Raw genomic sequence first — 19,045 nt, 5'->3', positions numbered from 1 at the left:
AGGCGCGCCCCCGCGACCTGACCACGGCGGCGCGGGCCACCTCTTCATGAGCCCGCGTCAATTTCCGACCCCGGCAAGGGCGACACGAACGGGTGAAGCAATGGACGCGTGTGTTCGCTGCCGTCTCCACCGGTAATCTCACACCCATGGCCTCACGTCCCTCCGCAGCCAAGAAGCAGCCCGCCAAGAAGGCGGCCGCTCCCGCGAAGGTTCCGGCGAAGAAGGCCGCCGCGAAGAAGGCACCCCCGAAGAAGGCACCCGCCAAGAAGGCCGCGGCCAAGAAGCCCGCGCCCAAGCCGGCGCCCAGTCCGACCGGGGGCGTGTACCGGCTCGTGCGCGCCGTGTGGCTCGGCCTCGCGCACGCCGTCGGCGCCGTGTTCCGCGGCATAGGGCAGGGAGCGAAGAACCTCGACCCGGCCCACCGCAAGGACGGCATCGCGCTGCTGCTCCTCGGCCTGGCGCTGATCGTCGCCGCGGGCACCTGGTCCAATCTGCAGGGCCCCGTCGGTGACCTGGTCGAGATCCTGGTCACCGGTGCCTTCGGCCGGCTGGACCTGCTGGTGCCGATCCTGCTCGCGGTCGTCGCCGTGCGCTTCATCCGGCACCCCGAGCAGCCCGAGGCCAACGGGCGCATCGTCATCGGCCTGTCCGCGCTCCTCATCGGCGTGCTCGGGCAGATCCACGTCGCCTGCGGCTCGCCCGCCCGGGTCGACGGAATGCAGGCCATAAGGGACGCCGGGGGCCTGATCGGCTGGGCCGCCGCGACCCCGCTGACGTACGCCATGGGCGAGGTGCTGGCCGTACCGCTGCTCGTCCTGCTCACGATCTTCGGGCTGCTGGTCGTCACCGCCACTCCGGTCAACGCCGTCCCGCAGCGGCTGCGGCTGCTCGGGACGAGACTCGGCCTCGTGCGCGACCGCGCGGACGACGAGTACACCGAGTACGGCGACGACGACGAGCGGTACGACGACCAGTGGCGTGAGGCGCTGCCCGCCCGCCCCCGCGGACGGGGGCGCGTCCCGCAGGCGTACGACCCCGAGGAGGCGGAGCAGGAAGCGCTCTCCCGGCGCCGGAGCCGCCCCAGGCGCTCGGCTGTGCCGCAGCCCGAGATGCGCCGGCAGATGGACGCCGTGGACGTCGCCGCGGCCGCCGCCGCCGCGCTGGACGGCGCCGTGCTGCACGGCATGCCGCCCTCGCCGATCGTCGCCGACCTCACCCAGGGCGTCAGCGTCGGCGACCGCGCGGAGACGACACCGACCCCCACGCCCACACCGGTCCCGGCGGCGCGGCCCCAGCAGGAGAAGCTGAAGGCCGAGGTTCCCGACCTCACCAAGGCGCCGCCCGCCGGCCCCCGCGACCTCCCGCCGCGCGCCGAGCAGCTCCAGCTGTCCGGCGACATCACCTACTCCCTGCCGGCCCTGGACCTCCTCGCCCGCGGCGGACCGGGAAAGGCGCGCAGCGCCGCCAACGATGCCGTGGTGGCCTCGCTCACCAACGTATTCACCGAGTTCAAGGTCGACGCCGCCGTCACCGGCTTCACGCGCGGGCCGACGGTCACGCGGTACGAGGTCGAGCTCGGCCCCGCGGTGAAGGTCGAGCGGATCACGGCGCTCACCAAGAACATCGCCTACGCGGTCGCCAGCCCCGATGTGCGGATCATCAGCCCGATCCCCGGCAAGTCCGCGGTGGGCATCGAGATCCCGAACACCGACCGCGAGATGGTCAACCTCGGTGACGTGCTGCGCCTCGCGGCGGCCGCCGAGGACGACCACCCGATGCTGGTGGCGCTCGGCAAGGACGTCGAGGGCGGCTACGTGATGGCGAACATCGCGAAGATGCCGCACGTCCTGGTCGCCGGAGCCACCGGTTCCGGTAAGTCGTCCTGCATCAACTGCCTGATCACGTCGATCATGATGCGCGCGACCCCCGAGGACGTCCGCATGGTCCTGGTCGACCCCAAGCGCGTCGAGCTCACCGCGTACGAGGGCATCCCGCACCTGATCACGCCCATCATCACCAACCCGAAGCGGGCCGCCGAGGCGCTGCAGTGGGTCGTACGGGAGATGGACCTGCGGTACGACGACCTGGCGGCGTACGGCTACCGGCACATCGACGACTTCAACGAGGCCGTGCGCAACGGCAAGGTGAAGGCGCCGGAGGGCAGCGAGCGAAACCTCCAGCCCTATCCGTACCTGCTGGTGATCGTGGACGAGCTGGCCGACCTGATGATGGTGGCGCCGCGGGACGTCGAGGACTCCATCGTGCGCATCACCCAGCTCGCCCGCGCCGCCGGAATCCACCTGGTGCTCGCCACCCAGCGGCCGTCCGTGGACGTGGTGACGGGTCTGATCAAGGCGAACGTGCCGTCGCGGCTGGCGTTCGCCACCTCCTCGCTCGCGGACTCGCGGGTCATCCTCGACCAGCCCGGCGCCGAGAAGCTGATCGGCAAGGGCGACGGGCTGTTCCTGCCGATGGGGGCGAACAAACCCGTGCGCATGCAGGGCGCGTTCGTGACCGAGGAGGAGGTCGCCGTCGTCGTCCAGCACTGCAAGGACCAGATGGCGCCGGTCTTCCGGGACGACGTCACCGTCGGCACCAAGCAGAAGAAGGAGATCGACGAGGACATCGGCGACGACCTCGACCTGCTGTGCCAGGCCGCCGAACTGGTCGTCTCCACGCAGTTCGGGTCGACCTCCATGCTCCAGCGCAAGCTGCGCGTCGGCTTCGCGAAGGCCGGGCGGCTGATGGACCTGATGGAGTCGCGGAACATCGTCGGGCCGAGCGAGGGCTCCAAGGCACGTGAGGTTCTGGTGAAACCCGACGACCTGGATGGCGTGATCGCGTTGATCCGTGGGGAACCTGAAGCGTAGGGAGACGGGTGGTCGACGGCCGTCGTGCGGTGTGTTGTTCGATCGTGACTCACCCGTAAGCGATCATTGAGCAACCGTTTCACTCCGCCGTACGTCAAGTTGAGGGAAGCGCAAAGAGGCTTCCCGACGATCGGTCAACACCCGACACGCCATCCGGGATGTCCGGGCATTCGGATGGCGTACAAAGTCCTACCGCCCGGTTGCCCCACTCTTTCGTACCACCCCTAAACTGAACCTCCAGCACAGGCGGCTACACGCTCGAAAGGCGCCCCCGTGTCCATCGGCAACTCCCCTGAAGACGAGCGTCCGTTCGAAGACGATGCCCAGGAAGCCCGCCCCACGATCGGTCGCGCCCTTCAGCAGGCGCGTATCGACGCAGGGCTGACCGTCGACGACGTCAGCACCGCCACCAGGGTCCGTATCGCCATCGTGCACGCCATCGAGGCGGACGACTTCGCGGCCTGCGGCGGAGATGTCTACGCGCGCGGGCACATCAGGACGCTGGCCAGGTTCGTCCACCTGGATCCGGCTCCCCTTCTCGCGCAGTACGACGCGGAGCGCGGCGGGCGCCCGGCGCCGACCCCCGCCGCGCCGCTGTTCGAGGCCGAACGCATCCGCCCGGAGAAGCGGGGACCGAACTGGACCGCGGCCATGGTCGCCGCGATCGTCGTCGTGATCGGTTTCGTGGGATTCACCGTGGTCCGGGGCGGCGACTCCGACAGCGGCTCCGAGGCGCCGGTCGCCGAAGGCGCCAAGCCCTCCGCCACCAAGTCCGCGTCCCCCACCTCCGGCAAGGGCCGGGACACCGAGCCGAAGCCCGACCCGACGGAAAGCGCCATCGCGGCCGCCCCGCAGGACAAGGTCACCGTCCAGGTGAGCGCGGTCGACGGCCGCAGCTGGATCTCGGCCAAGGACCACAGCGGGCGGCTGCTGTTCGACGGACTGCTCAAGCAGGGCGAGTCCAAGACCTTCCAGGACAACTCCAAGATCAACCTGGTGCTCGGTGACGCCGGCGTGATCCAGCTCCATGTGAACGGCAAGAAGATCCAGGACGACTTCCAGCCGGGGTCCGTGGAGCGCCTGACGTACACGAAGGGCGATCCGCAGGTCGGATAAGCGGTTTCCACACCATGCGGTCGGTACGGGGTTGGCCAAGATCGGCCAACCCCGTCGACGTGGGGTGCCAGTGGGACGAAGTAGTCTTGAGCCCATGCCTGAACGCCGTACCGTCGCACTCGTCACCCTTGGCTGCGCCCGTAACGAGGTGGACTCGGAGGAGCTCGCAGGCCGCTTGGAGGCGGACGGTTGGGAGCTGGTCCAGGAAGCCTCCGACGCGGACGTGGCCGTCGTCAACACGTGCGGCTTCGTCGACGCCGCGAAGAAGGACTCCGTCGACGCCCTCCTGGAGGCCAACGACCTCAAGGGACACGGCAGAACCCAGGCCGTCGTGGCGGTGGGCTGCATGGCCGAGCGGTACGGCAAGGAGCTCGCGGAAGCCCTCCCGGAAGCCGACGGCGTCCTGGGCTTCGACGACTACGCGGACATCTCCGACCGGCTCCAGACCATCCTGAGCGGCGGCGGCCACGCCGCGCACACCCCGCGGGACCGGCGCAAGCTGCTGCCGATCAGCCCCGCGGAGCGCCAGGAGTCGTCGGCCGCGGTCGCCCTGCCGGGGCACGGCCCGGTGGACCTGCCGGACGGCCTCGCCCCCGCCTCCGGGCCCCGCGCGCCGCTGCGGCGCCGGCTGGACGGCGCGCCCGTCGCCTCGGTCAAGCTCGCCTCGGGCTGCGACCGGCGCTGCACCTTCTGCGCCATCCCGTCCTTCCGCGGCTCCTTCATCTCGCGCCGCCCCAGCGACGTGCTGAACGAGACGCGCTGGCTCGCCGAGCAGGGCGTCAAGGAGATCATGCTGGTCTCCGAGAACAACACGTCGTACGGCAAGGACCTGGGCGACATCCGGCTGCTGGAGTCCCTGCTGCCGGACCTGGCCGAGGTCGACGGCATCGAGCGGGTGCGCGTGAGCTACCTCCAGCCGGCCGAGATGCGCCCCGGTCTGATCGACGTGCTGACCTCGACGCCCAAGGTCGCCCCGTACTTCGACCTGTCCTTCCAGCACTCCGCGCCCGACGTGCTGCGCGCGATGCGCCGCTTCGGCGACACCGACCGCTTCCTGGAACTGCTCGACACCATCCGCGGCAAGGCGCCCGAGGCGGGCGTCCGCTCCAACTTCATCGTGGGCTTCCCCGGCGAGAGCGAGGCCGACCTGGCCGAGCTGGAGCGGTTCCTCAACAGCGCGCGACTGGACGCCATCGGCGTCTTCGGGTACTCCGACGAGGAGGGCACCGAAGCCGCCACCTACGACAACAAGCTCGACGAGGACGTCGTCGCGGACCGGCTGGCGCGGGTCTCGCGACTGGCCGAGGAGCTCGTCTCGCAGCGCGCGGAGGAGCGCGTCGGCCAGACCTTGAGGGTCCTCGTGGAGTCCGTGGACCCGGAGGAGGGCACGTACGGCCGGGCGGCCCACCAGGCTCCGGAGACCGACGGCCAGGTGCTGCTGACGAGCGGCGAGGGCCTGAGCGTCGGTCGTATGGTCGAGGCGAAGGTGGTCGGTACGGAAGGCGTCGACCTGGTGGCCGAGCCGCTGCCGGGCGCGTTCGCAGGCGTGCGCGCGGGCGGTTTCCCGCACAGTGAGGAGGCGGGCAGATGACCGGAGTGCCGGCGTCGGCCGCGGGCGGCCCCGCCAAGCCCAACGGCGCCACGGCCTCCCCCCGGGGCGCATCCGGCCAGGGCACCGCCCCACGAGGGGCCTCCTCCAGGGGGCGGGACCCGGGCGGGGATGCCACGGCAGCGGGCGTTTCCGGAGCGCAGGACGGCACGAAGCCGGTACGTGGCGGGAAGATCGCCGCCGCGGCCGTCGACCAGGCCAGCGTCTGGAACATCGCCAACCTCCTGACCATGCTCCGGCTGGTGCTGGTCCCCGGCTTCGTCGCACTGATGCTCGCCGACGGCGGCTACGACCCGGCCTGGCGGTCGTTCGCCTGGGCGGCCTTCGCCATCGCCATGATCACCGACCTGTTCGACGGCCATCTGGCACGCACCTACAACCTCGTCACCGACTTCGGGAAGATCGCCGACCCCATCGCCGACAAGGCGATCATGGGTGCGGCGCTCATCTGTCTGTCGGCCCTCGGCGATCTGCCGTGGTGGGTGACGGCGGTGATCCTCGGCCGGGAACTCGGCATCACACTGATGCGTTTCTGGGTCATCCGGTACGGCGTCATCCCGGCCAGCCGCGGCGGCAAGCTCAAGACGCTCACCCAGGGCGTGGCCGTCGGCATGTACGTACTCGCGCTGACCGGATGGCTGGCCACCCTGAGGTTCTGGGTCATGGCGGCGGCGGTCGTGCTGACCGTGCTGACCGGGCTCGACTATGTGAGACAGGCCATCGTGCTGCGCAGGCAGGGAATCGCTGAGCGCCGAGCCGCGTTGGAGGAGCAGCAAGCGTGAGTTCCGGGGCCACCGAAGTCATCCGGCTACTCACGGTGAGGGGCGAGACCCTCGCCGTCGCCGAGTCGCTGACGGGTGGCCTGGTGGCGGCGGAGCTGACATCGGTTCCGGGAGCGTCCAAGGTGTTCCGCGGATCGGTGACGGCGTACGCCACCGAACTGAAGCACCGGATGCTCGGCGTGGACGCCACTCTGCTGGCCCAGCGCGGCGCAGTGGATCCGCAGGTCGCCGCGGAGATGGCGGCCGGTGTCCGGAAGGTCCTGGGTGCCGACTGGGGCATCGCGACCACCGGTGTCGCCGGGCCGGAACCGCAGGACGGACAGCCCGTCGGGACGGTTTTCGTTGCCCTCGACGGCCCCTTCGGACCGGGTTCCGGTTCTGCCGGCGGCGGAAAAGTGGAGCCCCTGAGGTTGAACGGCGACCGTACGGAAATTCGTATGGAGAGTGTACGGAGCGTACTCGCACTGCTCCTGAAGGAGCTTGCGGGCGAACAGACCGGGAATGAGCGGGCACAGGATACGGAACGGAACGGGGGGTTTTGATGTTTGCAGCCCTGAGTGAACACGACATCGCTCCCCGCACGGCCGCAGCGCAAGGCGGTACGGTGGGGCGTGAAGGATGCGGCTACGCGGTCCGAGGAGGGAGCCACCGATGATTCTGCTCCGTCGCCTGCTGGGTGACGTGCTGCGTCGGCAGCGCCAGCGCCAGGGCCGTACTCTGCGCGAAGTCTCCTCGTCCGCCCGAGTCTCACTCGGCTATCTCTCCGAGGTGGAGCGGGGGCAGAAGGAGGCTTCCTCCGAGCTGCTCGCCGCCATCTGCGACGCGCTGGACGTACGGATGTCCGAGCTCATGCGGGAAGTGAGCGACGAGCTCGCCCTCGCGGAGCTGGCCCAGTCTGCTGCCGCCACACCCAGCGAGCCCGTCACCACGGCAGTTCGCCCGATGCTGGGTTCCGTATCGGTGACCGGCGTGCCACCGGAACGGGTGACCATCAAGGCCCCCGCAGAAGCGGTGGACGTGGTCGCCGCGTGACGAACACGCGGGTCGGGTGCGTGGGCTGAGGCTCACGCTCGAGAAAACGTGTGAGGCCCCGACAGGGGCTTCCCGGGGAGATCCCCTGGGGGGCGCCGTCGGGGTTTTCGCATTTGCCGCTCCGAAGCGCCGCAGTCATCGTGGAGGAATATGACGGGCGAGCCAACGGAGGTGCGATGTACGTCGTCAAGAGCCCACTGTCCGATGTGGATCTGAAGTCCGTCTCCGAGGCGTTGCAGGGTGCCCTGGTCGATCTGGTGGATCTCTCGCTGGTGGCGAAGCAGATCCATTGGAATGTCGTGGGACCCCGCTTCCGGTCGGTGCACCTTCAGCTCGACGAGGTGGTCGCGACCGCCCGGACCCACTCCGACACCGTGGCCGAACGCGCCTCCGCCCTGGGTGTCCCGCCCGACGGGCGGGCCTCGACGGTGGCGGTCGGCAGCGGCATCGGGGTCGTGCCCGGCGGCTGGATCCAGGACGAGGAAGCCGTGGGGATCCTTGTGGAAGCCCTCGGCGCGGTGATCGGCCGGATGCGAGCCCGGGTGGAGTCGACCGGGCAGCCGGACCCGGTGTCGCAGGACATCTTCATCGGGATCACGGCGGATCTCGAGAAGCACCACTGGATGTTCCAGGCCGAGAACGGGTGACCGGGGCGGTGCCGGGTGACTCCAGGTGACGCCGAGTGAGCCGGATGCACCGGTCGACGTCGGCGGCGTCGGCGCCGTTGGCGACTCCGATGTCGCGGGCGGTGCGGACGTCGGCGATGCGGGCACGCCTCGGCGCGGGTCGGGGGTCCATGGGGGTGTGCCGCTCCCGGGCGCTCTCGGGCGTTCTCGGGGTGCGGGTCCTGCGCGCTCCGAGGGTGAGGGTCGGCTCACGGGGACCGTCGCTGCGGAAGCGTGGGCGCGCGGTCCGGCGGCGGCCGACGGGAGGTGACCGGGCATGACCGGCCGAATAGTTCGCTGGGGGGCTGTGCTGGGTCTGGGGTCGGTCTGGTGGTGGGCCGTGCTGCGCCTGGTGCTCGCCCCGGACGCCGGGGCGCTGGAGGGTGCTGTCGCGGCCGGGGGCTGGGGGTTGAGTCTGTTGCCGGTGCACTGTGCGCCCAAGTCGAGGGCGGGCGCGCGGGGGGTGGCACGGTGGCGCCACGCATGGCGGTCCGCCGCTACCAAGGCATCGCCACGCCCCCGTTCGGACGGAGGATCTGGCCCGTCGTGAACGCCGACGCGTCCGATGCCAGGTGAAGGACCGCGTGGGCGACCTCGTCCGCTTCGCCGACCCGGCCCAGCGGTGACATACGCGCCATGATCGCTTCCGTGTGCGCCTGGGCGGCCTCGTCGTGGCGGTCGGTCATCGGGGTGCGGATCCAGCCGGGCGCGACCGCGTTCACCCGGATGCCGTAGCGGCCCAGCTCGGTCGCCAGGGTCTTCGTCAGCTGGACGACGGCCGCCTTCGCGGCGCCGTAGCACAGCAGGCCGGGCCCGCCCGTGTCGACGGCGCCCGAGGCCATCGTGACGATGCTGCCCCTGATGTTCCGGTCGAGCATCAGACGGGCCGCCTCCTGGCAGGCGTAGAGAACTCCCTTGAAGTTGACGTTCAGCACCCGGTCGAGGTCCTCGTCCCGGGTCTCCAGGACCGGGCTGCTGTGCATGATCCCGGCGATCGCGGCCATGACGTCCAGTCGCTCGCAGGACTTCACGGCGCGTCCGACCTGGGCGCGGTCGGTGACGTCCAGATGGTGGGTACGGGCGGTGCCGCCCTCTTCCTTGATCAGGGTCGCCGTCTCGTGCAGGCCCTGCCGGTCGAGGTCGGCGCAGTGCACGGTGGCGCCGGCGCCGGCGAGCAGGACCGCGGTCGCGCGGCCGATGCCGCCGGCGGCGCCGGTGACGAATGCGGTGCGTCCGGTGAGGTCGTACGCCTTCACGGCCATGCTGGGACGGTACGAGGGTTTCTGACGGGTCGTCAATTGGTTGGGCGGCGCCGGGTTCCGTGGTGGTACGGCGCCGGGTTGCCCCTGATGTCCGAGGCACCGGGTGCCGGGGCTGGGCCGCTCTGGCAGGCCGGGCACCAGTACGTCGGGCGCTCGCGGGAACCGTCGCCCTGGTCGGCGACTCGGACGGACGTTCCGCAGCGCAGGCAGGGGCGCGGGGCACGGCCGTACACGAAGAGGTCCTGGCCGCGTCGGCCCGTCGTGCTGCGGGTCGGGCGTTCGAGGTTGAACTCCAGGAGCTTCTTGGCGAGGGCCGGGAGCTGGGCGGCGCGGTCGGCGGGCAGGGCACCGACCGGCAGCCAGGGAGTGGCACCGAGCAGGAAGCACAGCTCGCTCTTGTACACATTGCCGATGCCCGCCAGATTGCGCTGGTCCAGCAGTGCTTCGCCCAGCGGGCGGGCGGGGTCGGCGAGGAGGTTGGCCAGTGCCCGCTCGGGGTCCCAGTCCGGTCCGAGGAGGTCGGGACCGAGGTGGCCGACGGCCCGGTCCTCGTCGGAGGTGCGCAGCAGTTCGAGGACGGGGAGGCGGTAGCCCACGGCTGTGTGATCGGCGTTGCCCAGGATCGCGCGGATCTGGTGCGCCGGGCCGCCGGTCCAGCGCCGCCCGGTCGCGAACACCTTCCAGGAGCCGTCCATCCGCAGATGCGAGTGCAGGGTCAGGCCACCCTCGATACGGGTCAGGATGTGTTTGCCGCGCGGGGTGACGTCCAGAACGGCGCGGCCGGTGAGGTCGGCCGTCGCGTACTTCGGCACGCGGAGGTCGGAGCGGGTCAGCACCTTGCCCGCGAGCGCGCCGTGCAGACGCCTCGCGGCCTGCCAGACCGTGTCTCCTTCAGGCATGCGTTCAGGGTGGCATGGGTGGGGTGGGGAGGGGGTGGGGGAGTGGGGCTTGGGGGCTGTGCTCTGGGGGGGTGTGCGCGGGTGGGGGCGCGGGTGCGGGTGGCGGTTGGGGTGAGGGTGTGGGCTGGGGGGACGGGGACGAAGGACGGGGACGGGAGCCGGCTGGGGCCGGGCGTGTGGTGCGGGTTCGGTGGGGCGGCGGGCGGGAGTGGGTGGGAGGCTCACGCTCGCAGTCGTAGGCCTCTGGGTGTGGCGATGAAGCCGGCTGCCTCCAGGAGGGTGCCGGTGGGGGACGTGAGTGCTGGACTTCCGTTGATGCGCTCCACCGTCACCGTGCCCAGGGAGCCCGCGCGGGCGGCCGCGGCGAGGGCCTCGGCGGCTGTGCCCAGGCGGTCGTCGTCGGTGGCCGGCGTGTCCGGGTCGGCAGGCCAGGCCAGCAGGGTTTTGCCGCCGCGTTCCATGTAGATCACCGGTTCGCCGTCCACGAGGACCACGAGGGATCCCGCCTTGCGGCCCGGTTTGTGTCCGGCGCCGGTCGGTGGTTCGGGCCACGGCAGGGCCGCGCCGTAGGCGTTCGCCGGGTCGGCCGCGGCCAGGACGACGGCTCTGGACGCTAGGGTGCTGCGGTGGTGACGGGCGGGGGAGTCGGGGGCGTAGGCCGCGCGTCCGCCGTTCTGCCAGGGCTGGGTGCCCGCGGCGGCGTAGTCCCGCGGGGACACGTACTCGTGCGGCGCCGGGTCGGGGAACGGGAAGTCGGTGTCGTCGGCGGAACCGAGTCCCGGGTCGGTCCGGAAGGCGTGGTCGTCGAAGGGGCCGAGGGCGTCGAACGGGCTCAGGCCAGGGGCGTCGGATGCGTTGGGGCCGTGGGCATCCGATGGGCTGGGGCTGTGGGCGTCGTAGGTGTCGAGACCGGCTCCGGAGCCGGTGAAACGGCCGTCGGGAGTGCCGGCCCGCACGGGGTGGCCGTTTCCGAAGCCGGGGTCGAGCAGTCCGTCGCCCCGCTCGCGGGCGTTGGACACGGCTCGTAGGCGGTCCACGGCACCGTCCATGGCGAACTGGGCCGCGCCGAGCCCTTCGACCACATAACCGCGTCTGGCCTGACCGCTCTCCTCGAAGGCGGACAGGATCCGGTAGATCGCCGAGAAGCCGCCTTCGACGCCCTCCGCGGCGACCGCGCCCCTGGTCACCACCCCGTGCCGGTCCAGAAGAGTGCGGGCCAGGGCGTGGGCGCGCACGGTCGGGTCGGCTTCGTGGGCCGGGAGCAGGGACCAGCGGCCGGCGACGGTCGGCGGGCCGCTGCGGGACGCGGTGCGGGCCGCTGCCGTCAGGGAGCCGTAGCGTCCGCGGGGTACGGCGCGCTTGGCGCGGTGGGCCGTGGAGCCCGCGGTGCGGCCCGAGCCGAGCAGGGAGCGCAGCGGTGCCAGGGTGTCGTTGGTCAGCCGGCCCGACCAGGCCAGGTCCCAGACCGCGTCTGCCAGTTGGGGGTCCGTGGCCTCGGGGTGGGTGGTGGACCTGACGTGATCGGCGATCTGGCGGAAGAACAGTCCGTAGCCGCCGGAGAGTGCGTCCAGGACGGACTGGTGAAGCGCGGTCAGCTCCAGCGGGTGCGGCGGCGGGAGGAGGAGGGGCGCGGCGTCGGCCAGATACAGGGACACCCAGCCGTCCTTGCCGGGCAGCGAGCCGGCTCCGGCCCACACCACCTCGCCGGCGGCGGTGAGTTCGTCGAGCATCGCCGGGGAGTAGTTCGACATGCGCGACGGGAGGACGAGCTTTTCCAGGGCGGAAGCGGGCACCGAGGCGCCCTGCAACTGCTCGATGGCGCGCACCAGTCCGTCGACGCCGCGCAGTGTGTGTCCCCTGCCGATGTGCTGCCACTGCGGGAGGAACTGTGCGAGCGCGGGCGGAGGCACCGGCTCCAGCTCGTGCCGCAGCGCGGCCAGGGAACGTCGGCGCAGGCGGCGCAGCACGGCCGCGTCGCACCACTCCTGGCCGATGCCGGCGGGGTGGAACTCTCCCTGGACGACCCGGCCGGACGCCGCGAGCCGCTGGAGGGCGCCCTCAGTGACGGCGACGCCGAGGCCGAAGCGGGCGGCGGCCGTGGTCGAGGTGAACGGACCGTGAGTGCGGGCGTAGCGCGAAAGGAGGTCGCCGAGGGGGTCCTTCACGGGCTCGGTGAAGGCCTCGGGGACGCCGACCGGCAGCGCCGTGCCGAGGGCGTCGCGCAGACGGCCCGCGTCCTCGATCGCCGCCCAGTGGTCGGCTCCGCCGATACGTACCCTGATCGCCCGGCGGGCACCTGCCAACTCCTCGGCCCACCGCGGTTCGGCGCCCCGCTCGGCCAACTCGTCGCCGGTCAGTGGGCCGAGCAGGCGCAGCAGGTCGGCGACGCCCTCGGCGTCCTTGACGCGCCGGTCCTCGGTGAGCCACTGGAGTTCCCGCTCCAGCTCGGTCAGCACGTCCGCGTCGAGCAGCTCGCGCAGCTCCGCCTGGCCGAGCAGCTCGGCGAGCAGCCGCGAGTCCAGCGACAGGGCTGCGGCCCGGCGCTCGGCGAGCGGCGAATCCCCCTCGTAGAGGAACTGGGCGACGTAGCCGAAGAGGAGGGAGCGGGCGAAGGGGGACGGCTCCGGGGTGGTGACCTCGACCAGGCGGACCTTGCGGGATTCGAGGTCCCCCATCAGTTCGACGAGCCCGGGGAGGTCGAACACGTCCTGGAGACACTCGCGCACCGCCTCCAGGATGATCGGGAACGAGCCGAACTCCCCGGCGACCTGGAGGAGCTGGGACGCGCGCTGGCGCTGCTGCCACAACGGGGTGCGCTTGCCCGGGTTGCGGCGCGGCAGCAGCAGCGCCCGCGCGGCACACTCGCGAAAACGCGACGCGAACAGGGCCGAGCCGCCGACCTGGTCGGTGACGATCTGGTCGACCTCGCCCTTGTCGAAGACCACGTCCGCCGCGCCGACGGGGGCCTGCTCGGCGTCGTACTCCGTGCCCAGCTTCACCGGCTCCTGGTCTAGCAGGTCCAAGCCCATGAGGTCGGCGTCCGGCAGGCGCAGCACGATGCCGTCGTCCGCGTGCATGACCTGCGCGTCCATGCCGTAGCGCTCGGAGAGCTTGGCGCCGAGTGCGAGCGCCCACGGGGCGTGCACCTGGGCGCCGAAGGGGGAGTGCACGACGACCCGCCAGTCACCGAGCTCGTCACGGAACCGCTCGACGACGATGGTGCGGTCGTCCGGGACGTGGCCGCACGCCTCACGCTGTTCGTCCAGATACGACAGGACGTTGTCCGCCGCCCAGGCGTCCAGGCCGGCGGCGAGCAGACGCAGGCGCGCGTCCTCCTTGCTCAGGGAGCCGACCTCGCGCAGGAACGCGCCCACCGCACGCCCGAGTTCGAGTGGGCGGCCCAACTGGTCGCCCTTCCAGAACGGGAGCCGGCCGGGCACGCCGGGCGCGGGGGACACCAGGACCCGGTCGCGGGTGATGTCCTCGATGCGCCAGGAGCTGGTGCCGAGCGTGAACACGTCCCCGACACGGGACTCGTAGACCATCTCCTCGTCGAGCTCGCCGACCCGGCCGCCGCCCTTCTTGGGGTCGGCTCCGGCGAGGAAGACACCGAACAGACCGCGGTCGGGAATCGTGCCCCCGGACGTGACGGCCAGTCGCTGCGCGCCGGGGCGGCCGGTGACCGCGCCGGTGACGCGGTCCCACACCACGCGTGGGCGCAGTTCCGCGAAGGCGTCGGACGGGTAACGACCGGCGAGCATGTCGAGGACCGCGGTGAACGCCGACTCCGGCAGCGCGGCGAAAGGCGCGGCCCGGCGGACCGTCGCGAGCAGGTCGTCGGCCTGCCAGGTGTCCATGGATGTCATGGCGACGAGTTGCTGGGCCAGCACGTCCAGGGGGTTGGCCGGCACCTTCAGCGACTCGATCGCGCCGGTGCGCATCCGCTCGGTGACCACGGCAGCCTGGACCAGGTCGCCGCGGTACTTGGGGAAGACCACACCGGTGGAGACCGCGCCGACCTGGTGGCCGGCGCGCCCCACACGCTGGAGACCGGAGGCCACGGACGGCGGGGACTCGACCTGGACCACGAGGTCCACGGCGCCCATGTCGATGCCGAGTTCAAGGCTGGAGGTGGCGACCACGGCGGGCAGGCGGCCCGCTTTGAGGTCCTCCTCGACCAGGGCCCGCTGTTCCTTGGAGACCGACCCGTGGTGAGCGCGGGCGATGATGGGTGGCGCCCCCTGGGCCGCGCCCGAACCGCCCATGAGCGCGGCCGGGGAGTGGTGCTCGTCCAAGGTCTCGCCGGTGACACGCTCGTACGCGATCTCGTTCAGCCGGTTGCACAGGCGCTCCGCGAGGCGGCGGGAGTTGGCGAAGACGATGGTGGAGCGGTGCGACTGGACGAGGTCGGTGATGCGCTCCTCGACATGGGGCCAGATGGACGGGCGCTCGGCGCCCTCCGAGCCGTCCGCGACCGGGGAGCCGCCCAGTTCGCCCAGATCCTCGACCGGGACCACGACGGACAGGTCGAACTCCTTGCCGGACTTCGGCTGGACGATCTCCACCTTGCGCTGCGGCGAAAGGAAACGGGCCACCTCGTCGACCGGGCGGACCGTCGCGGACAGGCCGATACGGCGGGCCGGTTTCGGCAGCAGCTCGTCCAGGCGCTCCAGAGACAGGGCGAGGTGCGCGCCGCGCTTGGTGCCGGCCACCGCGTGCACCTCGTCGAGGATCACCGTCTCCACGCCGGTCAGCGCATCGCGCGTGGCCGACGTCAGCATGAGGAACAAGGACTCGGGCGTGGTGATCAGGATGTCCGGCGGACGGGTGGCCAGGGCGCGGCGCTCCGCGGCCGGGGTGTCACCGGAGCGGATGCCCACCTTGACGTCGGGTTCCGGCAGGCCGAGGCGAACGGACTCCTGGCGGATACCGGTCAGCGGGCTTCGGAGGTTGCGCTCCACGTCGACGGCGAGGGCCTTCAACGGTGAGACGTACAGGACGCGGCAGCGCTTCCTGGGGTCCGCCGGGTGGGGGGTCGAGGTGAGCTGGTCCAGGGCGGCGAGGAAGGCCGCCAGGGTTTTGCCGGAACCCGTGGGGGCGACGACCAGCACGTCCGAACCCTCGCCGATGGCCTGCCACGCCCCCGCCTGGGCCGCGGTGGGCGCGGAGAAGGCCCCCGTGAACCAGCCGCGGGTCGCGGGGGAGAAGCCGTCGAGGGCTCGGTGCCTGGAGCTCGCCATGGATCCATCCTGCACCCCGCCACCGACAATGCGGCTGACCTGGGCGTTTGTGGGTCGGGCGCCGGGTGGGGGCGACGATCCGGGGCGGGAGGGGGACGACGGCCGAGGTGTGGGAGGGGGACGACGGCCGAGGTGTGGGAGGGGGACGACGGTCGACGTGGGGGAGGGGTGACCGTCGAGGTAGAGAGCGGTGAGTGGCGCGGCGGTCGGGGTGTGGAGCGGTGAGTGGTGCGTTGGGCGGCGCGGTGAGTGGTGCGTTGGGCGGCCCGATGTGCGGGCGGGTCGCGAAGGTGTGGGGTGCGGCTGCTCCGGTCAGCCTGCCGGCGGCCACTCGTCGCCCCCGCCTCGGGGATCCCGGACGCGATGTCCGAGGCGGGAGAATGGGAGCCATGGCGGGCACGGGCGAACGGGCGCGGCACTGGCAGTACGCGGAGCTGCCCGGTGTCGATCTGCTGCGGGCCCGGTACATCCGCAAGACCTTCGTCCGGCACACGCACGAGCATTTCGTGATCGCTGCCATCGCCGACGGTGTGGAGGTCTTCCACCACGGCGGAGGCGACGTGTACGCGGGCGCAGGGACGCTCGCCCTGGTCAATCCGGAGACCCCGCACACCGGCCGGGCCGGGGTGCCGGAGGGCTGGCGGTACGGGGCGGTCTACCCGTCGCCGGAGGTGGTGGCGGAGATCGCGGCGGAGACGACCGCCATCCGCGGAACGCCGGGCTTCGTCCAGCCGGTGCTGGACGACCCGTACGCGGTGGGCCTGGTGCACCAGGTACTGCGTGCCGCCGACGAGGGCAACGCGCTGGCCGCCGACACCCTGCTCCGGGTCGCCGTGACGCGGCTGCTGCGGTTGAACGGCGGCGCGCTGCCGCAACGAGAGGTGCGGACGGCGGGCGCTCGGATCGCGGCACGCGCGCGTGAGGCACTGGAGCAACGCATGGCCGAGCCCCCGACTCTGGAGGCGCTGGCGCGGGACCTCGGCACCGGCCCGTTCGCGTTGCTGCGGGCCTTCCGGGAGGCGTACGGCATGCCACCGCACACCTGGCTGACCGATGCCCGGGTGCGCCGGGCGCGGCGGCTGCTGGACGCGGGAACGGCTCCCGCAGAGGCTGCCGCCGAAGTCGGGTTCACCGACCAGCCGCACCTGAACCGGCACTTCAGCAGGATCGTCGGCGTACCTCCCGGTGCCTACCAACGGGAGCGCAAGAACGTACAAGACACCGCTCACGGGCTGCACCTACCGTCCGACGTGTGGCAGAACAGACAGCGTCGGCAGACATAGGGCCAGCGGACCTACGGCGTGACTCGGCGGACATACGGGACGACTCGGCAGGCGTACGGCACGACGGTGGTGGAAAACCTGACAGCGCCGTCGTACGGGACGCGCTCGGGGTCGGGGTCGCCGTAGGACTTTCGGGGTTCGCCTTCGGGGTGACGTCGGCAGGCAGTGGGCTCACCCTGTTGCAGACCTGCGCGCTCAGTCTGCTGGTGTTCACCGGCGCCTCACAGTTCGCGCTGGTGGGAGCGCTCGCCGCGGGAGGAAACCCGCTCACAGCCGCCGCGGGCGCCTTCTTCCTCGGCGTGCGTAACGCCTTCTACGGGCTGCGGCTTTCGCAGTTGCTGGCCCTCCCGCGCGCGGTGCGTCCGTTCGCCGCCCAGTGGGTGATCGACGAGACGGCGGCGGTCGCCCTCGCACAGCCCACGCGGCGCAGCATCCGGATCGGGTTCACCGTGACCGGTCTCAGCCTGTACTTGCTGTGGAACCTGACCACACTTCTCGGCGCGCTGGGCGCGGAGGCCATCGGCGACACAGCTGTCTGGGGGCTGGACGCCGCCGGACCCGCCGTCTTCCTGGCGCTGCTGGCCCCGATGCTGAGGACCGGTACGGAGCGGGCCGTCGCCGGGCTCGCCGTGGTCCTGGGGCTCGGGCTGCTGCCGGTGCTGCCCGCCGGCGTTCCGGTGCTCGTGGCCGCCCTCGCGGCCCCGGCCGTGCTGTACGTGGAAGGGCGCCGCGCGCGACGCAAGGAGGACGACGAGACGGGCGGAGGCGAACCACCACGAGACGAACCACCACGAGACGAGCCGGAACAAGGCGAGCCGGAGCCGAGTGAACCGCTGCTGAGCAATCCGGTGCTGAGCAGACCCGAGCCGAGCGAACCGGCCCCGGACGAGCAGGAACCGGGCGACCGAACGCTGAACGAGCAGGGCCCCGAGCAGCCCGGGCGAAAGGAAGATCGTTGAACATCTGGATCGCGATCGGCGTCACGGCCGTCGGCTGCTACGCAGTGAAACTCGCCGGTCTCCTCGTCCCCGCCGGGGTCCTGGAACGGCCCCTGGTCAAGCGGCTCGCCGCGCTCCTGCCCGTCGCCCTCCTCGCCGCCCTCACGGCCCAGCAGGCCTTCGCCGACGGGCGGGCACTGGTGCTGGACGCGCGCGTGGCGGGGCTGGCCGCGGCTGCCGTGGCGCTGTTCCTGCGTGCCCCGTTCCTGCTCGTCGTCGCAGCCGCCGTGGGTGTGACGGCGGGGGTGCGGGCGATCGGCGGCTGAGCCGTACCGGCGGGTGGTGGGATCAGCCGATGCACCGGCCGTACGCCCTGAGGGTGCGCAGCGCCTCGATCGTCACCATGGGCCGCGCCTCCAGGGCCGTGCCCGGTGCCCACTGGCGCCAGCGGATCGGCCAGCCGCCGTCCTCGTGCTGTTCGCCTTCCAGGAAGTCCAGTGACCGGGTCATCTCCTCGTCGGTGAACCACGCGCGTGCCACGGAGCGCGGGGTCTTCGCGTAGTCGTGCGGGAAGTGATGCTCGCCGGGGGCGTAGCCGGGAGCCACGGGGAAGGCCTCGGGCCGCTGCGGATCGAGGACCGCGAGGCGCTGTTCGCGCACCATGCGCCCCAGCCGGTCGGCGGCCGCCTCGGCACGCCGGCGGTCGGCGGCCGAATCCAGGAAGGTCACGGCGGCCTGGATCTCGTAGGGGTGCGACCGCGCCAGGGACTCGACCGCCTGCCAGCAGAAGTCGGTGGCCCGGAACAGCCACGCGTGCCACACCTCGTTGCGGTGCAGCAGGCCCACCACGGGACCGGTGGCGAGCAGATCGCTCGGCGGGTCGTCGACGATCGGTACGAAAGGGGCGGCCGGGTATCCCCGCTGGCTGGGATGGACGGCCGGCAGCGCGCCGTCCGCCGTCGAGACGGAGGTCAGATAGCGGCACACACGCTCCACCCGCTGCCCGCCGCAGCGCCCGATGGCGTCCAGGACGCGCAGGGCGTGGGAGGTGTGCAGCGGCTGGCTGACCGGACCGCGCAGATCGGGTTCCAGGGCGTGGCCGTACCCGCCGTCCTGGTTGCGGTAGGCGTCCAGCGCCGTCTCCACCGCGTCGGCGCCGCCGTGCAGGAAGTGGTGAGCGAACAAGCGCTGCTCCAGCACGCGCGCGGTGAGCCAGACGAAGTGCTCGGCGCGGAAGATCGGGGAGTGCGCCCGGGGCGTCGTGGGGAGTGGTGAAGCTCCAGTTTCGGCCATGGATCAGACCGTAAAGCGGAAAGCGGTGTCGGCGAGTGGTACCGGCTCGGGCCCAC

Annotated in this window: 14 protein-coding genes; 10 read left to right on the top strand and 4 right to left on the bottom strand. The window is 71.8% G+C overall.

Going from position 1 to position 19,045, the window contains the following annotated elements; genetic code table 11:
* Nucleotides 1-146: 146 nt before the first annotated feature.
* The 7 genes from DN051_RS11770 (at nt 147) to DN051_RS11740 (ending at nt 8,056) form a co-directional block, all read left to right on the top strand.
* Complete coding sequence (locus DN051_RS11770) at nt 147-2,870, top strand: DNA translocase FtsK (RefSeq protein ID WP_112442230.1); 2,724 nt, start codon at nt 147-149, stop codon at nt 2,868-2,870.
* Nucleotides 2,871-3,143: 273 nt separating this feature from the next.
* Nucleotides 3,144-3,986, top strand: a complete 843-nt coding sequence (locus tag DN051_RS11765; RefSeq protein ID WP_053756725.1) for a helix-turn-helix domain-containing protein — start codon at nt 3,144-3,146, stop codon at nt 3,984-3,986.
* A gap of 94 nt (nt 3,987-4,080) precedes the next feature.
* The gene (gene rimO, locus DN051_RS11760) at nt 4,081-5,577 is read left to right on the top strand and encodes a 30S ribosomal protein S12 methylthiotransferase RimO (protein ID WP_112438665.1); all 1,497 of its coding nucleotides are present in this window, start codon (nt 4,081-4,083) and stop codon (nt 5,575-5,577) included.
* On the top strand, nt 5,574-6,377 hold the full coding sequence (pgsA, locus tag DN051_RS11755) for a CDP-diacylglycerol--glycerol-3-phosphate 3-phosphatidyltransferase (protein WP_112438664.1): 804 nt from the start codon (nt 5,574-5,576) through the stop codon (nt 6,375-6,377). Before rimO ends, pgsA begins: the two co-directional genes overlap by 4 nt.
* On the top strand, nt 6,374-6,919 hold the full coding sequence (locus tag DN051_RS11750; protein WP_112438663.1) for a CinA family protein: 546 nt from the start codon (nt 6,374-6,376) through the stop codon (nt 6,917-6,919). Before pgsA ends, DN051_RS11750 begins: the two co-directional genes overlap by 4 nt.
* A gap of 109 nt (nt 6,920-7,028) precedes the next feature.
* Complete coding sequence (locus tag DN051_RS11745; RefSeq protein ID WP_053756721.1) at nt 7,029-7,409, top strand: helix-turn-helix domain-containing protein; 381 nt, start codon at nt 7,029-7,031, stop codon at nt 7,407-7,409.
* Between the two features lie 176 nt (nt 7,410-7,585).
* Nucleotides 7,586-8,056: a Dps family protein gene (locus tag DN051_RS11740; protein ID WP_053756720.1), complete on the top strand. Its 471-nt coding sequence runs from the start codon at nt 7,586-7,588 to the stop codon at nt 8,054-8,056.
* A 515-nt stretch (nt 8,057-8,571) separates the two neighbouring features.
* Here DN051_RS11740 and DN051_RS11730 read toward each other — a convergent pair.
* From DN051_RS11730 to DN051_RS11720, 3 genes are all read right to left on the bottom strand, one after another.
* On the bottom strand, nt 8,572-9,336 hold the full coding sequence (locus DN051_RS11730) for an SDR family NAD(P)-dependent oxidoreductase (protein ID WP_053756719.1): 765 nt from the start codon (nt 9,334-9,336) through the stop codon (nt 8,572-8,574).
* A gap of 32 nt (nt 9,337-9,368) precedes the next feature.
* Nucleotides 9,369-10,235, bottom strand: a complete 867-nt coding sequence (locus tag DN051_RS11725) for an Fpg/Nei family DNA glycosylase (protein WP_112438662.1) — start codon at nt 10,233-10,235, stop codon at nt 9,369-9,371.
* A 221-nt stretch (nt 10,236-10,456) separates the two neighbouring features.
* Nucleotides 10,457-15,475, bottom strand: a complete 5,019-nt coding sequence (locus DN051_RS11720) for an ATP-dependent helicase (protein ID WP_112438661.1) — start codon at nt 15,473-15,475, stop codon at nt 10,457-10,459.
* 389 nt (nt 15,476-15,864) lie between these two features.
* On the opposite strand from DN051_RS11720, the gene DN051_RS11715 reads away from it, so the two are divergent.
* The 3 genes from DN051_RS11715 to DN051_RS11705 are packed head-to-tail and all read left to right on the top strand — an operon-like array spanning nt 15,865 to nt 18,022.
* On the top strand, nt 15,865-16,758 hold the full coding sequence (locus DN051_RS11715; protein ID WP_112438660.1) for an AraC family transcriptional regulator: 894 nt from the start codon (nt 15,865-15,867) through the stop codon (nt 16,756-16,758).
* A 32-nt stretch (nt 16,759-16,790) separates the two neighbouring features.
* Nucleotides 16,791-17,717: an AzlC family ABC transporter permease gene (locus DN051_RS11710; RefSeq protein WP_246041088.1), complete on the top strand. Its 927-nt coding sequence runs from the start codon at nt 16,791-16,793 to the stop codon at nt 17,715-17,717.
* On the top strand, nt 17,714-18,022 hold the full coding sequence (locus DN051_RS11705; RefSeq protein WP_053761349.1) for an AzlD domain-containing protein: 309 nt from the start codon (nt 17,714-17,716) through the stop codon (nt 18,020-18,022). Before DN051_RS11710 ends, DN051_RS11705 begins: the two co-directional genes overlap by 4 nt.
* Nucleotides 18,023-18,044: 22 nt before the next feature.
* Here DN051_RS11705 and DN051_RS11700 read toward each other — a convergent pair whose 3' ends face one another.
* Nucleotides 18,045-18,989, bottom strand: coding sequence for a hypothetical protein (locus DN051_RS11700; RefSeq protein WP_053761350.1), 945 nt, complete (start codon nt 18,987-18,989; stop codon nt 18,045-18,047).
* Nucleotides 18,990-19,045 lie beyond the last annotated feature (56 nt).

It is taken from the genome of Streptomyces cadmiisoli, from assembly GCF_003261055.1.
GTDB lineage: Bacteria > Actinomycetota > Actinomycetes > Streptomycetales > Streptomycetaceae > Streptomyces > Streptomyces cadmiisoli.
This window is presented reverse-complemented; position numbering and strand designations above follow the sequence as displayed.

Bases quoted from the DNA above. Each gene is read 5' to 3' on its own strand.
- DN051_RS11725 (WP_112438662.1), bottom strand. From the start codon at position 10,235: ATGCCTGAAGGAGACACGGTCTGGCAGGCCGCGAGGCGTCTGCACGGC.
- DN051_RS11700 (WP_053761350.1), bottom strand. From the start codon at position 18,989: ATGGCCGAAACTGGAGCTTCACCACTCCCCACGACGCCCCGGGCGCAC.
- rimO (WP_112438665.1), top strand. From the start codon at position 4,081: ATGCCTGAACGCCGTACCGTCGCACTCGTCACCCTTGGCTGCGCCCGT.
- DN051_RS11720 (WP_112438661.1), bottom strand. From the start codon at position 15,475: ATGGCGAGCTCCAGGCACCGAGCCCTCGACGGCTTCTCCCCCGCGACC.
- pgsA (WP_112438664.1), top strand. From the start codon at position 5,574: ATGACCGGAGTGCCGGCGTCGGCCGCGGGCGGCCCCGCCAAGCCCAAC.
- DN051_RS11740 (WP_053756720.1), top strand. From the start codon at position 7,586: ATGTACGTCGTCAAGAGCCCACTGTCCGATGTGGATCTGAAGTCCGTC.
- DN051_RS11745 (WP_053756721.1), top strand. From the start codon at position 7,029: ATGATTCTGCTCCGTCGCCTGCTGGGTGACGTGCTGCGTCGGCAGCGC.
- DN051_RS11770 (WP_112442230.1), top strand. From the start codon at position 147: ATGGCCTCACGTCCCTCCGCAGCCAAGAAGCAGCCCGCCAAGAAGGCG.
- DN051_RS11730 (WP_053756719.1), bottom strand. From the start codon at position 9,336: ATGGCCGTGAAGGCGTACGACCTCACCGGACGCACCGCATTCGTCACC.
- DN051_RS11715 (WP_112438660.1), top strand. From the start codon at position 15,865: ATGGCGGGCACGGGCGAACGGGCGCGGCACTGGCAGTACGCGGAGCTG.